General features: G+C 61.9%; 8 protein-coding genes. 2 read left to right on the top strand and 6 right to left on the bottom strand.

The window, feature by feature from the left end; all coding sequences use genetic code 11:
• Window positions 1–2: 2 nt before the first annotated feature.
• On the top strand, window positions 3–716 hold the full coding sequence (locus tag AO268_RS05200; protein WP_076963008.1) for a DUF3108 domain-containing protein: 714 nt from the start codon (window positions 3–5) through the stop codon (window positions 714–716).
• 343 nt (window positions 717–1,059) lie between these two features.
• Window positions 1,060–1,248, top strand: a complete 189-nt coding sequence (locus tag AO268_RS05195) for a hypothetical protein (protein ID WP_076963007.1) — start codon at window positions 1,060–1,062, stop codon at window positions 1,246–1,248.
• A gap of 94 nt (window positions 1,249–1,342) precedes the next feature.
• Here the strand turns inward: AO268_RS05195 and AO268_RS05190 are convergent, their stop codons facing one another.
• The 6 genes from AO268_RS05190 to AO268_RS05165 all read right to left on the bottom strand — a co-directional run bounded on the left by AO268_RS05190 (window position 1,343) and on the right by AO268_RS05165 (window position 14,827).
• Window positions 1,343–1,888 carry a DUF2058 domain-containing protein gene (locus AO268_RS05190; protein WP_076963006.1) on the bottom strand — a complete coding sequence of 182 codons (546 nt, stop codon included), beginning with the start codon at window positions 1,886–1,888 and terminating at the stop codon, window positions 1,343–1,345.
• Window positions 1,889–1,913: 25 nt separating this feature from the next.
• On the bottom strand, window positions 1,914–2,747 hold the full coding sequence (gene mazG / locus AO268_RS05185; RefSeq protein WP_076963005.1) for a nucleoside triphosphate pyrophosphohydrolase: 834 nt from the start codon (window positions 2,745–2,747) through the stop codon (window positions 1,914–1,916).
• A 166-nt stretch (window positions 2,748–2,913) separates the two neighbouring features.
• Window positions 2,914–5,157, bottom strand: a complete 2,244-nt coding sequence (gene relA / locus AO268_RS05180; RefSeq protein WP_099168065.1) for a GTP diphosphokinase — start codon at window positions 5,155–5,157, stop codon at window positions 2,914–2,916.
• Window positions 5,158–5,277: 120 nt separating this feature from the next.
• Window positions 5,278–6,630 (bottom strand): 23S rRNA (uracil(1939)-C(5))-methyltransferase RlmD, encoded by a 1,353-nt coding sequence (rlmD, locus tag AO268_RS05175; RefSeq protein ID WP_099168064.1) that lies wholly within the window; start codon window positions 6,628–6,630, stop codon window positions 5,278–5,280.
• Window positions 6,630–7,532, bottom strand: a complete 903-nt coding sequence (gene cysM, locus AO268_RS05170; RefSeq protein ID WP_099168063.1) for a cysteine synthase CysM — start codon at window positions 7,530–7,532, stop codon at window positions 6,630–6,632. Before cysM ends, rlmD begins: the two co-directional genes overlap by 1 nt.
• Before the next feature lie 155 nt (window positions 7,533–7,687).
• Window positions 7,688–14,827, bottom strand: coding sequence for a retention module-containing protein (locus AO268_RS05165; RefSeq protein ID WP_099168062.1), 7,140 nt, complete (start codon window positions 14,825–14,827; stop codon window positions 7,688–7,690).
• Between the last annotated feature and the right edge of the window lie 38 nt (window positions 14,828–14,865).

Here is a 14,865-nt window from a genome sequence, read left to right as displayed (position 1 = left end):
TTATGCGTCGCGCCCTGCTCTTCGCTTTTGCTCTGTTTGCCCTGCCTGCCGTGCACGCGGCAGACCTTCAGCCTTTCTCCGCCAGCTACACCGCCGACTGGAAGCAGTTGCCCATGAGCGGCACCGCGGAACGCAGTCTGGAAAAAAACGCCGACGGTACCTGGAAGCTCAGCTTCAAGGCCTCGATGATGATCGCCAGCCTGACCGAAACCAGCACCTTGACCCTGGACAAGGATACTTTGCTGCCACAGTCCTACCACTTTGAACGGGGTGGGCTGGGTAAAGCCAAGAAAGCCGACCTGGACTTCGATTGGACCGCCAAGATGGTCACCGGCACCGATCGCGGTGATGCGGTGAAGATCCCGCTGAACCGTGGCATGGTCGACAAATCCACCTACCAGTTGGCCCTGCAGCATGATGTGGCCGCCGGCAAGAAAACCATGAGCTACCAGGTGGTGGATGACGGTGAAGTCGACACCTATGACTTCCGCGTGCTGGGTGCCGAGAAAGTCGATACCAAGGCCGGCAAGATCGACGCGATCAAGGTTGAACGCGTGCGCGACCCGACACAAAGCAAACGTACCACCGTGATGTGGTTTGCCAAGGACTGGGACTACCTGCTGGTTCGCCTGCAGCAAGTCGAAACCGACGGCAAGGAATACAACATCATGCTGTTGGACGGCACGGTCAACGGCAAGGTTGTGAAAGGCAGCTGATCGTTAGCTGATTGAAAGAGCCTCGCTGAATGCGGGGCTTTTTTTCGCCTGAAGTTTGTGGTGAGACGACTGGCGCTATCGCAGGCAAGCCAGCTCCCACAAGTGAGCGCATTCCAAGGTGGGAGGCCCGGCACAAGGCCAAAGCCTTGCTCGAATATGAAACATTTTTCATAAAATCCCAGCCCCTGTGGCGCAATGTCGCGGCTTACGTGGCCTGGAGCATTGTTGCGTTTACTGCAATGAATTGTTGCACGCAAAGTCAGTTTACTTAGCAAGCTAACAAAATATATAACAAAGGCCTGCGACGCCTTGCCGCAGATCAACCAGAGACTGGAGCAAGCAGATGACTGTAAAAGTAACTGAACGCGACGATGCCCATATGTCCCACGAGGCCCTGGGCCATGGGATTCATATCTGGGATGTGCATCAGCAAGACCTACTGGTCGGCATGTTTCACAATGAATGCGACGCTCATAATTATAAAAACGAGCTCGAAACCCTTGAAACGAGACGCCAGGCATCAAGTTCCTGAACAGCTGAAATCCCATAGCCACCCGGCCCACGCAGCCGCAGTGTCTATAAACACAAACCCCGCCTTTTGAGCGGGGTTTGTTGTTTTTAACGCCTTACCACATCAGATCGTCAGGGATCTGATAAGCGGCGTACGGATCATCTTCATCCGGCACCTGGGCCTCGGTGAGGATGTTCATCTGCACGATACGCTCAGGCGCGCGCTCCTGGATTTTCAGCGCGGCCTCCCGTGGGATCACTTCGTAACCGCCGCCGTGATGGACAATCGCCAATGAGCCGTTGCTCAGCTTGTTGCGCATCAAGGTGTTGACCGACAGGCGCTTGACCTTCTTGTCGTCCACGAAGTTGTAGTAGTCCTCGGTGGTCAACTTGGGCAGGCGCGAGGTTTCGATCAATTGCTTGACCTGCGCGGCACGGGCCTTGGCCTCGACCTTTTCCTGCTGCTGGCGGTTGAGCTCCTGGTCGCGCTTGACCTTCTCGGCCTGTGCCTCCAGGGCCAGGCGCTGCTGGGTGTCATCGGCCTGGGCCTGGCCTTTGTGAACCAGGCGCTGCTGCTTCTGCTTGTCTTTGCCGACCTGCTTGGCCTGCTTCTGATTGACCAGGCCTGCTTTGAGCAACTGGTCGCGAAGGGAAATGCTCATGGTGCTTACTCACTTAGGCAACTGCTCAACCGCAGTTGGACACATTCTTTTCCTGGCGTTTGGCTTCGCCCCACAGGGCGTCCAACTCTTCGAGGGTGCAATCTTCCATGGGACGGTGGGTGTCGCGCAATGCCTGTTCGATAAATCGGAATCGCCTTTCGAATTTGGCATTGGCACCGCGCAGGGCGGTTTCCGGGTCCACCTTGAGGTGCCGGGCCAGGTTGACCGCTGCAAACAGCAGGTCACCGACCTCTTCAGCGATGGCCACCGAATCGTTATCGGCCATGGCTTCGAGCACCTCATCGAGCTCTTCACGCACGTTATCCACCACCGGCAACGCCGCTGGCCAGTCGAAACCGACCTGGCTCGCGCGTTTTTGCAACTTGGCGGCGCGGGACAGGGACGGCAAGGCGTTGGGTACATCATCGAGCAGGGACAGTTGCTGTGGGGCGTCGGATTTTTCTGCGCGCTCCTCTGCCTTGATGGCTTCCCAGCGTTCCTTGACCTGTTCTTCGCTCAGTTGCGGGATATCCAGCGGCGCATACAGGTCGCCAGTGGGAAACACATGGGGATGGCGGCGAATCAGCTTGCGGGTGATGCTGTCGACCACCCCGGCGAACTCGAAGCGCCCCTCTTCCCGGGCCAGTTGGCTGTAATACACCACTTGGAACAACAGGTCGCCCAACTCGCCTTGCAGATGGTCGAAATCCCCGCGCTCGATGGCGTCGGCGACTTCGTAGGCTTCTTCCAGGGTGTGGGGCACGATACTGGCGTAGGTTTGCTTGATGTCCCACGGGCAACCGTACTGCGGGTCACGCAGGCGGTTCATCAGGTGTAGCAGGTCTTCAAGTGAATACATCGGTCAATCTCTGTTCGCTGAAAGGGTCACGCTACAAATCAATGTGGGAGCCGGGCTTGCCCGCGATGCAGGCGCCTCGGTATGCCGGGTAGACCGAGTCGATGCAATCGCAGGCAAGCCAGCTCCCACACAAGCCCCACATTTCAGACTGCGCTCATCCAACGCTTCATGGCGTGCGGTTACGCCGGGTCTCGATGATGTTCGGCAACTGGGAGATACGCCCCAGCAACCGCCCCAATGCGTCCAGCCCCGGGATCTCGATGGTCAGGGACATCAGCGCCGTGTTGTCCTCCTTGTTCGAGCGGGTGTTGACCGCCAGGACGTTGATCCGCTCGTTGAGCAGCACCTGCGAGACATCCCGCAGCAACCCCGAGCGGTCGTAGGCGCGGATGATGATGTCCACCGGGTAGGTGAGCACCGGCACCGGGCCCCAACTGACCTGGATGATCCGCTCCGGCTCGCGCCCGCCCAGTTGCAACACCGAGGCACAATCCTGGCGGTGAATGCTCACCCCACGGCCCTGGGTGATGTAGCCGACAATGGCGTCGCCCGGCAACGGCTGGCAGCAGCCGGCCATCTGGGTCATCAGGTTGCCCACGCCCTGGATCTGGATATCGCCGCGCTTGCCCGGCTTGTAGCCGGTGGCCTTGCGCGGGATCAGCTCCAGTTGCTCGCTGCCGCGCTCCGGCTCCACCAACTGCTGGGCCAGGTTGACCAGTTGCGCCAGGCGCAGGTCGCCGGCACCGAGGGCGGCGAACATGTCTTCGGCAATCTTCATATTGGCTTTTTCGGCCAACTTGTCGAAGTCCACCTGGGGCAGGCCCAGGCGCCCCAGTTCGCGTTCGAGCAAGGTCTTGCCGGCGGCGACGTTCTGGTCCCGCGCCTGCAGCTTGAACCAGTGGACAATCTTCGCCCGCGCCCGCGACGTGGTGATATAGCCCAGGTTCGGGTTCAGCCAATCGCGGCTCGGCGTGCCGTGCTTGCTGGTGATGATCTCGACCTGTTCACCGGTCTGCAGGCTGTAGTTGAGCGGCACGATGCGCCCGTTGATCTTGGCGCCACGGCAGTTGTGGCCGATCTCGGTGTGCACGCGGTAGGCGAAGTCCAGCGGCGTCGCGCCCTTGGGCAAGTCGATGGCGTGGCCGTCGGGGGTGAAGATATAGACCCGGTCGGGCTCGATATCCACCCGCAACTGTTCGGCCAGGCCGCCGATATCGCCCAGTTCTTCGTGCCACTCCAATACCTGGCGCAGCCAGGAGATTTTCTCTTCGTACTGGTTGGAACCGGCCTTGACGTCGGTGCCCTTGTAGCGCCAGTGCGCGCAAACGCCCAGCTCGGCTTCCTCGTGCATGGCGTGGGTGCGGATCTGCACTTCCAGCACCTTGCCCTCGGGGCCGATCACCGCGGTGTGCAGCGAGCGGTAGCCGTTTTCCTTGGGGTTGGCGATGTAGTCGTCGAACTCCTTGGGAATATGCCGCCACAGGGTGTGGACGATGCCCAGCGCGGTGTAGCAATCGCGCATTTCCGGCACCAGCACACGCACGGCGCGCACGTCGTAGATCTGGCTAAAGGCCAGGCCCTTGCGCTGCATTTTGCGCCAGATCGAATAGATGTGCTTGGCCCGACCGCTGATATCGGCCTCGACACCGGTGGCCTGCAACTCCGAGCGCAACTGGCCCATCACATCGCTGATAAAGCGCTCACGGTCCAGCCGCCGCTCATGCAGCAGGGTGGCGATCTGTTTGTATTGATCGGGTTCCAGGTAGCGGAAGGACAGGTCCTCCAGCTCCCACTTGATATGGCCGATCCCCAGGCGATGGGCCAGGGGCGCGTAGATATCGAAGACCTCGCGGGCGACGCGGTTGCGCTTTTCGTCATCGGCGGTTTTCACCGCACGGATCGCACAGGTGCGTTCGGCCAGCTTGATCAACGCCACACGCACGTCGTCGACCATCGCCACCAGCATCTTGCGCAGGTTTTCCACCTGGCCCTGGGTGCCCAGCACCATCGACTGGCGCGGGCTGAGGCTGGCGCTGATGGCCGCCATGCGCAGCACGCCGTCGATCAGCTTGGCCACCACCGCGCCGAACCGCTGGCTGACCAGCGGCAACGCAATATGCCCTTCGCGCACGCCGCGATAGAGCACCGCGGCGATCAGCGAGTCCTGATCCAGCTTGAGGTCGGCGAGGATCTCGGCGATTTCAAGCCCGGTGCGAAAACTGGAGGTGCCTTCGGCCCACAGGTTCTTGGCCGCATTGTCTTGCTGTTCTGCCTCGCGAGCGAACTCGCAGGCGGTTTTCAAGGCTTCACGGTCCAGTGCCGGATCGACACTGACGGCATGATCCAGCCATGCCTCGAGATTGATACTGCCGTCGGTGTTGATCGGCTGGTGTGCTCTCACCTGTACCATCTTGCTTACCTTCCCTACGACGCGCCTGTAGCGCGTCAAAATCGCTGACCCTTGTAACGCGAACTCCCTGGCAGGTCACAGGCCCTGGAGAACGCAGGCCAGTCGGACTAAACGAGCATCCTAGCTCGCTTCAAATAACGCCATCGCCTCGACATGCGCGGTTTGCGGAAACATATCGAGGATCCCGGCACGTTTTAGCCGGTAGCCTTGCTTGACCAACTCGACAGTGTCCCGCGCCAGCGTGGCAGGGTTGCAGGACACATACACCAGGCGATCAGCCCCCAGAGTGGCCAGCTTGCGCACAACCTCCAGGGCACCGTCGCGGGGTGGGTCCAAGAGTACCGCACAAAAGCCTGCTTTGGCCCATGGCGCATCACTCAAAGGCTGGGACAAATCGGCCTGAAAAAACTGCACATTATGCAAATTATTGCTGTCAGCATTGAGAGCGGCGCGGTCCACCATAGCCTGCACGCCTTCTACCGCCACCACTTCACGCACCTGGCCCGCCAGGGGCAAGGCAAAGTTGCCCAGGCCGCAGAACAGGTCCAGCACCCGTTCGTCGGCGCGCGGTGCCAGCCAGTCCAGGGCCTGGGCCACCATCGCCTCGTTGACCCCGGCATTGACCTGCACAAAATCCCCTGGCCGGTAAGCCAGTTCCAGGTCCCACTGCTCAAGACGATAGCCCAAGGCCTGCCCGGCCGCGAACGGCTGCGGCTCGCCTTCGCCATGCAGCCACAGCTGGGCGTCATGGAATGCGCAGAATTCTTGCAGCACCACCAGGTCGGCGTCCGACAGCGGCGCCATATGCCGCAGCAACACGGCAATCGACGAGCCACTGAACAACTCGACATGCCCCAGGGCCTGAGGCTTGCTCAGGCGCCGCAGCATGTTGGGCAGGCGCTGCATGATCGGCTGCAAGGCCTGTACCAGCACCGGGCAATCGTCGATGGCCACGATGTCCTGGCTGGCCACGGCGCGAAAGCCCACGTCCAGGCGCTTGGCCTTGGCATCCCAGCGCACGGCGACCCGCGCCCGGCGGCGGTAGCCGAACTCGGGGCCGCTCAAAGGCGCCGCCCATTCCTGGGGCTCGACCCCGGCAACACGGGACAATTGCTCGGCGAGCATGCGCTGTTTCAGGGCAAGCTGTTCGGCATGGGGCAGGTGTTGCAGGCTGCAACCGCCACAACGGCCGGCATGGGCGCACGGCGCCAGGCGGCGCAGTTCGCTGGCCTGGAATACCCGTTCGGTGCGGGCCTCGACCACTTTGCCATGGGCCCCCAGCACCCGCGCCTCGACCTCTTCGCCGGCCAGGGCGCCCACCACAAACCAGGTGCGACCTTCAAAAAACACGATCCCCCGGCCATCGTTGGCCAGGCGCTCGATGGTCAGGCGTTGCTTCTTGCCGACCGGAACTTGGGGCGCCCGGCTGCCGCCCGTAGGCTGGAAACGCAGGCCTCGCTCTTGCTTGGCCATCAGTTGGGCGCGTCGAAAATGCCGGTCGACAGGTAGCGGTCGCCTCGGTCACAGATGATCGCGACGATCACCGCGTTTTCCAGTTCTGCAGACAGGCGCAACATGCCGGCCACGGCACCACCGGAGGACACGCCACAGAAGATGCCTTCTTCACGGGCCAGGCGGCGGGTGGTGTCTTCGGCTTCACGCTGGGCCATGTCAATGATGCGATCGACGCGGGCGGCGTTATAGATCTTGGGCAGGTACTCTTCGGGCCAGCGACGGATCCCCGGGATCGCCGCGCCTTCCACCGGTTGCAGGCCAACGATCTGGATCGCCGGGTTCTGCTCCTTGAGGTAGCGCGAGTTGCCCATGATGGTGCCGGTGGTGCCCATGGAGCTGACGAAATGGGTGATGGTGCCCTGGGTCTGGCGCCAGATCTCCGGGCCAGTGCTGGTGTAGTGCGACTCGGGGTTGTCCGCGTTGGCGAACTGGTCCAGGACCTGGCCACGGCCTTCGGCGGCCATGCGCTCGGCCAGATCGCGCGCGCCTTCCATGCCCTCTTGCTGGGTCACCAGCACCAGCTCGGCGCCATAGGCGGTCATCGCCGCCTTGCGCTCGGCGCTGCCGCTGTCGGGCATGATCAGGATCATTTTGTAGCCCTTGATCGCGGCAGCCATGGCCAGGGCAATCCCGGTATTGCCGGAAGTGGCTTCGATCAAGGTGTCACCCGGCTTGATCTGCCCACGCAGCTCGGCGCGGGCGATCATCGACAGCGCCGGGCGATCCTTGACCGAGCCTGCCGGGTTATTACCCTCAAGCTTGAGCAGCAAGGTATTGCTGGTGTTACCCGCCATGCGTTGCAAGCGGACCAGGGGGGTGTTGCCGACGCAATCGGCGATGGTGGGGTATTGCAAGGTCATGGCGTATTCGCAATCCAGGCTGCGGGGGCGCCTATCATACCGGCAAACGCTGGCGGGCCATATCACGCAATTCGCGGTGCTTATAGCTGCAAGTTATAAGATGCAAGCGGCAAGCTTGACGCTGACAACTTGCAGCTTGCAGCTTGCCGCTGTCATCAAACCGTATCCACCTTCAACGAATGGTCATTCAACATCCCATTGATGATCGTCGCCGTATCCGCCCCACCCGCAATCAACCCACCCACGCCCGGTGTCACACCGTAGTGGGTCGCCAGGTTGACCCCGGCCAGGTCGAGGGTCTGGGTCGGCGTGGCACCGGCCACGGCGCTGATGTCGATAGTGGTCATACCGCCCAGCACCTTGAAGTGCAGATAGTCATCCAGGGACGCCGATGTCGCGTTCTCCCCCAGCAGCAACTGCGAGAGGTCCAGCTTGTCGCTGCCCACCGTAAAGTCGGTAATGACGTCGTGCCCACTATTGCCGGCCAGGTACTGGAAGGTATCGGCGCCAGGGCCGCCAGTCAGGGTGTTGGTGCCCGGGCCTCCGACCAGGAGGTCATCGCCGCCCTCGCCCTTGAGGGTGTCATTGCCCAGCCCGCCGGAGATCAGGTTGTTATTGCCGTCGCCGGTGAGCACGTCATTGAAGTTGGAGCCGATCAGGTTTTCCAGGGCCTGCAAGGTATCGGTGCCGGCGCCGCCGGTGACTTGCGCGCCCCCCAGGCCAAGGTTGACGGTCACGCCTGCCGTGGCATGGGCATAGCTGAGGGTATCGATGCCCGCCCCGCCATCGAGCAGGTCGTTGCCGATCCCGCTGAACAGCAGGTCATTGCCATTGCCGCCGTGCATCTGGTTATTGCCGGTGCCGGCGCTCAGTACATCGTTGCCATCCCCGCCATTGAGGAGGTTGCTGCCCGGCCCGGCCATGAGGATGTCATCGCCATTGGTGCCGGTCAGGGTGCTGCCGGCCTGGTAGCGGATGTCCACGGCGGCGCTGTCACTGCCACCGTGGTTGTCGCTGACCGAATAATTGCCGTGGTATTGCGGCGTGTAGTCCTGGGCGCCGGCGTAGTTGAGGGTCATGGTCAACTGGTAGTTTTCGACGGCATTGGCATTCCCGGTGGGGTTGGGGACGTTGGTGAGATGGATCTGGTACTCGCCCGTCGCCCCTGCCGTAAAGGTGCCGTTATCGAGGATCGGGGTTTCGCTGCCACCATTGAAGGCGTACGCCATGACCATGCGCGTGTCCGTCAGGTTATGGTTCAGGTTCAGGGTTTCCCCCTGATGCAGAGTGACGATGATGCGGTCTTCATCGTTAGCATTGCTGCCACTGACCATGCCCAGATAGCCGGTGACCAGCAGCGTAGCGGTCATGCCCGTGGCGCCCATGAAGGCTGTGCGCACATCCGCCAGGTTCTGGTTGGCGAAATTATCCGGTTGGCCGTTGAACGTGCGGCTGCCCGTCCCGGTAAAGCTGCCCCCCTTGACCATCCAGCCTGTTGCAAAACTGGTGGGCACAGGCGTCAGGGTGTCATGGTTGGCATCGCTGTCATTGGCCAGCAACAACTCGGCAGGCACCACAATATTGCCCGCCAGGATATTGGTGATCACATGATCATCACCGGCCACCGGTGCCACGTTCGGGTTGACCTTGACCACCAGGCTGGAGGTGGCGAGATCGCCGTCGTTGTCGCTGACGGTCACGCCGAAGGTTTCGGTGATCAGCGACCCCGTCAGCGTCGGCGGGGTGTAGCGGAACTCGCCGTTGTCCATGTCCACCACCAGTGTGCCGCCCTGGTTGGTGGTGATGGTGACACTGTTGCTCAGCGTATCGAACGTACCGTGGCCGCCCGGCAGGTTGGCACTCATCGAGCCCCCCGCCGCCGGGTTGTAGGTGTAGACGATCCCATCCACCGCAAGGGATTTGACGAAGCCGCCATCGGCGCCAAACGTGCCGTCCGTCAGCAGGCTGCCGGTGACCGGCGCGCCCTGTACCGTGCCGGCCAGCACCGCGTCCAGGCCCGCCAGGTTGGCCACCACCACCGCGTTGGTGTTGGTGTGGGTGCTGCCGTCGTAGGCCACCGGGTCCAGGTAAATGCTGTTGACCCCCGCGCCCAGGCCAATGGCATAGGCCTTGATGCCGTTGGCGTCGAGGAAGGCCCGCCATACACCTTCTTCAGTGACGTCGATCCCGTCGCCGTATTCCGGGTTGACCACGTTGCCGGGGTTGTTTGGGTTATTGGTGTTGGACGTGGTGGGGTTACCGTCTGAGAAGAAATACGCCACGTTCTGCGCGCCCTCCAGCTTGCCGGCGGTGCCATAGGCGGTCTGCGCGGTGCCGAGGGCCGAATCGTAGTTGGTGCCGTTGAACGCGGTAAGGCCGTTGACCAGGGTCTTGGCCGTGGCGACGCTGACCCATTGGCTGCTCAATTGCTGGGAGCTGTCATTGAAGGTCACGATCTGCACCTTCACATCGCCCATGTCGTCATAACGGTTGAGCAACTCGGTGATGGAGGCTTTGGCCAGGTCGAGCCGCGTACCGCCGGCCCCTGACGCGTCGTTCATGCTGCCGGAGATATCGATGATCAGCAGCAGGTTGGAATCCACCTCCGTGGCCGTGACCTCACGCGCGCTGGACACTACGTTGGGCACGTCATCGACAATGCTCACCACGATGCTGCTGTTGGTGGTATTGCCCAACAGGTCCGTGACCTTGTAGGTGAAGGTCTCGGTCAGCACATTCGGCCCGTCGTTGCTATTGGGCAAGGTCTTGGGTGCCGAGGTCAGGGTGTAGGTGTAGGTGCCGTTGGGGTTGAGCAGGATCTGCCCGTAGGTGCCAGTAGCACTGCCCACCAGGCTGAAACTCAGCGGGCCACTGCCGCCGGTTACCGAATCGGCGAGGTTGCCGCTGGCGGTTTCCGTGGTGGCCGTCGGGTCGCTGCCGACCACCGTGCCAGGCGCCAGGTCCTGGCCGTCCAGGTTAAGGTCCAGGGCTTTTTCGTAGACCGTGACATCGCCATCGGTCAGCGCTTTCAGGCCACTGTCGGTCAGCGTAATGGTCAGGGTCGTGGTGCTGATATCTCCATCGGCATCGCGCACGGTATACACGAATGTATCCGTCGCGCCTGGTGGCGTCACCGAGTTGGGGTTGCTGTGGTACACGGCGTTGCCGTTCGCATCCAGGGTCAGGTAACCGAAGGCCCCGTTGATGTTGCTGCCCAGGCCACCACTGGCCGGGGTGCCGGTATTGCTCCCCGCCCGCACCCCGACCACCGCGCCGGCCAACGTGGGGCTATCGGCGCCGCCCACGTCATTGCCCAGCACATTGGCGCTGACCACACCGCCTTCTACCACCGAGCGCACGTCAGGGTTGGCGGTGGGCAGGTCATCGATGATGTTGATATCGATCGTGCCCGTGGCCGTATGGGTATCGTAATCGCTGGCCGTGACCGTAATGTGCTCGGACAGGCTGTTGTCGCCGTTGGCATTGGGGTGCGCTTCATTGTCGAGCAAGGTGTAGCGGTAACTGACCACCCCGGTGTTGGGGTCGTAGCCGGTAACAACAAAGTTATTGCCCAGCAGGGTGCCTTCCGACAACGGGAAGGTGGCAACCACGCCGTTGGTCACCACGTTCAAGCCGCCGACCGTGAGGTTTTTCAAACCGTCCAGGGCGGTGACCGTGAAGGTGCCGGTCTGGGTCAGTGCGGGGATATTCGGGTTGCTGCCGTCGAACAGGTTTTTTTCATAGACGGTCAACTCGCCGCCGGCGAGATCCAGGCCGGTCAGCACTACCGGGTCGTTGTTGTTGTGTACCTGTAGCACCAGCTTGGCGGTGCTGGTATCGCCGTCGCTGTCGTTCAACTGATAGGTGAAGGTCTCGGTACCGTTACCCCCGCCGTGAAGGGCGATAAATTGTGGATCAGTCTTGTCCAGGGTGTAGATGTAGCTGCCATCGGCAAACAGTTGCAGGGTGCCGTAGGTGCCGATGATGGTGTTCGGCGTGACCGGGCCTGTGGCGATGCGGTCGGCGCCTTGCACATCATTGCCCAGCACGCTGCCACTCAGGGTCAGCAAGCTTTCAGACGCCACTTGTCCATTGCTGTCATCGACTGCGGTCGGTACATCGTCGACCACATTCACGTCCAGCGAGCCATTGGCGCTGCTGTTGTCGTTGTCGGTAGCGACCACCGTGAACGACTCGCCGATGCTATTGGTGCCCGCGCCCGATGGATGGCTGTCAGTGCCATTGAGGGTATAGCTGTAGCTGATTACGCCGGTGCTGGCGTTGTAGCCGGTGATGGTCAGGGTGTTGCCCAAGCCAGTGGGTTCCGACTGCGGAAAAGTGGCGGCGACGCCGTTGCTGACGACGCTGATACCGCCCACAGTCAGGTTTTTCAGGCCGTCCAAGGCGGTCACAGTAAAGGTGCCGGATTGAGTTAATGCAGGCCCGTCGATAGCGCTGCCCAGCGGCAGGTTTTTCTCGTAGACCGTGACCTCACCGCCATTCACTTCAAGGCCCGTCAACACCACCTGATCGTCGTTGTTGTGCACCTGCAAGACGAGGTTGGCAGTGCTGGTATCGCCGTCGCTGTCGTTCAGTTGATAGGTGAAGGTTTCAGTCCCGCTGCCACCACCATTCAGGGCCATGAACTGCGGATCAGTCTTGTCCAGGGTGTAGATGTAGCTGCCATCGGCGAACAGTTGCAGGGTGCCGTAGGTGCCGACGAGGGTGTTCGGCGTGACCGGCCCGGATACCACCCGATCCGCGCCTTGCACATCATTGGCCAACACCGTGCCACTCAGGGTCAGCAAGCTTTCAGACGCCACTTGTCCATTGCTGTCATCGACTGCGGTCGGCACATCGTCGACCACATTCACGTCCAAAGAACCGCTGGCGGTGCTGTTGTCGTTGTCGGTGGCGACCACCGTGAACGACTCGCCGATGCTATTGGTGCCCGCGCCCGATGGATGGCTGTCGGTGCCATTGAGGGTATAGCTGTAGCTGATTACGCCGGTGCTGGCGTTGTAGCCGGTGATGGTCAGGGTGTTGCCCAAGCCAGTGGGTTCCGACTGCGGAAAAGTGACGGCGACGCCGTTGCTGACGACGCTGATACCGCCCACAGTCAGGTTTTTCAAGCCGTCCAAGGCCGTCACGGTGAAGGTGCCGGATTGGGTCAACGCAGGCCCGTCGATAGCACTGCCCAGCGGCAGGTTTTTCTCGTAGACCGTGACCTCGCCACCATTCACTTCAAGGCCCGTCAACACCACCGGGTCATCGTTGTTATGCACCTGCAAGACAAGGTTGGCGGTGCTGGTATCGCCGTCGCTGTCGTTCAGTTGATAGGTGAAGGTTTCAGTGCCGCTGCCACCGCCATTCAGGGCGACAAATTGTGGGTCGGTCTTGTCCAGGGTGTAGATGTAGCTACCATCGGCGAACAGTTGCAGGGTGCCGTAGGTGCCGACGAGGGTGTTCGGCGTGACCGACCCGGATACCACCCGATCCGCACCTTGCACATCATTGGCCAACACCGTGCCGCTCAGGGTCAGCAAGCTTTCAGACGCCACTTGCCCATTGCTGTCATCGGCGGCTGCCGGAACATCGTCCACCACGCTGATATGCAGCGTGCCAGTAGCCGTGCTGTTGTTGGTATCGCTGGCGATCACATTGAAGCTTTCGGTCAGCGCATTTACCCCGCCCGCCGCGGGATGCGCCTCGGTGCCGGTCAGAGTGTAGCTGTAGCTGACCACCCCGGTGGCCGGGTCAAAGCCGGTGATGGTCAGGGTATTGCCCAGGCCGGTGGCGATCGATTGCGGGAAGCCGACGACAACACCGCCGGACATCACGCTGATACCGCCCACGGACAGGTTCTGCAAACCGTCCACGGCCGACACGCTCAGGCTGCCGGTGCGAGTCAGTGCGCCAGCGTCGGGGCTGCTGCCGTCCACCAGGTTTTTTTCATAGAGGGTCAGGTCGGCACCATTCACGCTGATGCCACCGATCACCACCGGGTCGTCGTTGTTGTGCATGTGCAGCACCAGGTTGGCGGTGCTGCTGTCGCCATCGGCGTCGGTCAGGGTGTAGGTGAAGGTTTCGCTGCCATTGCCGCCGCCGTGCAGCGCGACAAAGTCAGGGTCGGCGGAATTCAGCGTGTAGGTGTAGCTGCCATCGGCCGCCAGCACCAGGGTGCCGTATTGGCCGGTGAACGTACCACCGGTGATCGGGCCACTGGCGACGCGGTCGGCGCCCTGGGTGTCGTTGTCCAGGACGTTGCCGACAAGGGTCAGCAGGTTTTCCGATGCGCTGCCTTCATGGCTGTCATCCACCGCCTTGGGGACATCGTCGATAACCGTGATATCCAGCGAACCCGTGGCGGTATCGTTGTCGCTATCGGTGGCAACCACCGCAAAGTTTTCGCCGAGGCTGTTGGTGCCGGCACCCGATGGATGGGCCTCATTGCCCGTCAATGTGTAGCTGTAGCTGATCACCCCGGTGGCCGCGTTATACCCGGTAATACTCAAGGTATTGCCCAACCCGGTGGTAATGCTTTGCGGGAAGCTGCTGGCCACCCCGCCGCTGACCACGTTGATGCCGCCCACCGTCAGGCTTTGCAGGCCATCGGGCGCCGAGACGTTGAAGGTGCCGCTTTGCAGCAGTGCCACCGGGTTGCTGGCCGAACCTTGGGCAAGATGGGCCTCGTTGAGCGTCAGTTCGCCGCCTTCGACCTCCAGCCCGCCCAGGCTCACCGGGTTGTCGGGGGGCACCACCACGGGCTGGTCGTTGCCGGTATCGGGCTGGCCGGCGACCTGGAACAACGGAAACTCAGGAATCGCGCCAAACCCTGCCGTGGGAAAGCCGATGACCGGCTCCACCCGCCCGGCGACTTCAGTCAGCAGCACAAAGGAGTGCCCACCGCCCAATTCACCCGCCGCCGTGCTGCCGGCCTGGCCGGCGGCCGTGGCTTCGGCGGTCTGGGTCGGGTCGGCCCCTGCGGCAATGGCTTTTTGCAGTTGCTGCACATCGGTCAACTGCGCCTGGCTCGCTGCGAGATCTTCCGAGGCATGAATCTGCGGCGCCTGGCCGGCCAGCAGTTGCGGGGAAAGACCCAGGCTGCTGTCGCGCCCCAAGGTCAGCTCCTGGCCGTTGGTCAATTGCACCGCCACCGCACCGGCTGCGCCGGTCTGCAGTTGCTCGCCGGCAAACAGTCGGTCGCCTTCGATCAGGCTACGGCGGCTGCCATCCCCGGCCACGGCAAAGACTTCCCCAACCACCTTGCTGACAACACCAACTAACTTGGCCATGTGCTTATCTCCCTGTCCGACCCCAGTAGTCGGCACCT

The sequence above is a fragment of the Pseudomonas sp. ICMP 8385 genome (genome assembly GCF_002699915.1).
GTDB classification, from domain to species: Bacteria; Pseudomonadota; Gammaproteobacteria; order Pseudomonadales; family Pseudomonadaceae; genus Aquipseudomonas; species Aquipseudomonas gessardii.
This window is presented reverse-complemented; position numbering and strand designations above follow the sequence as displayed.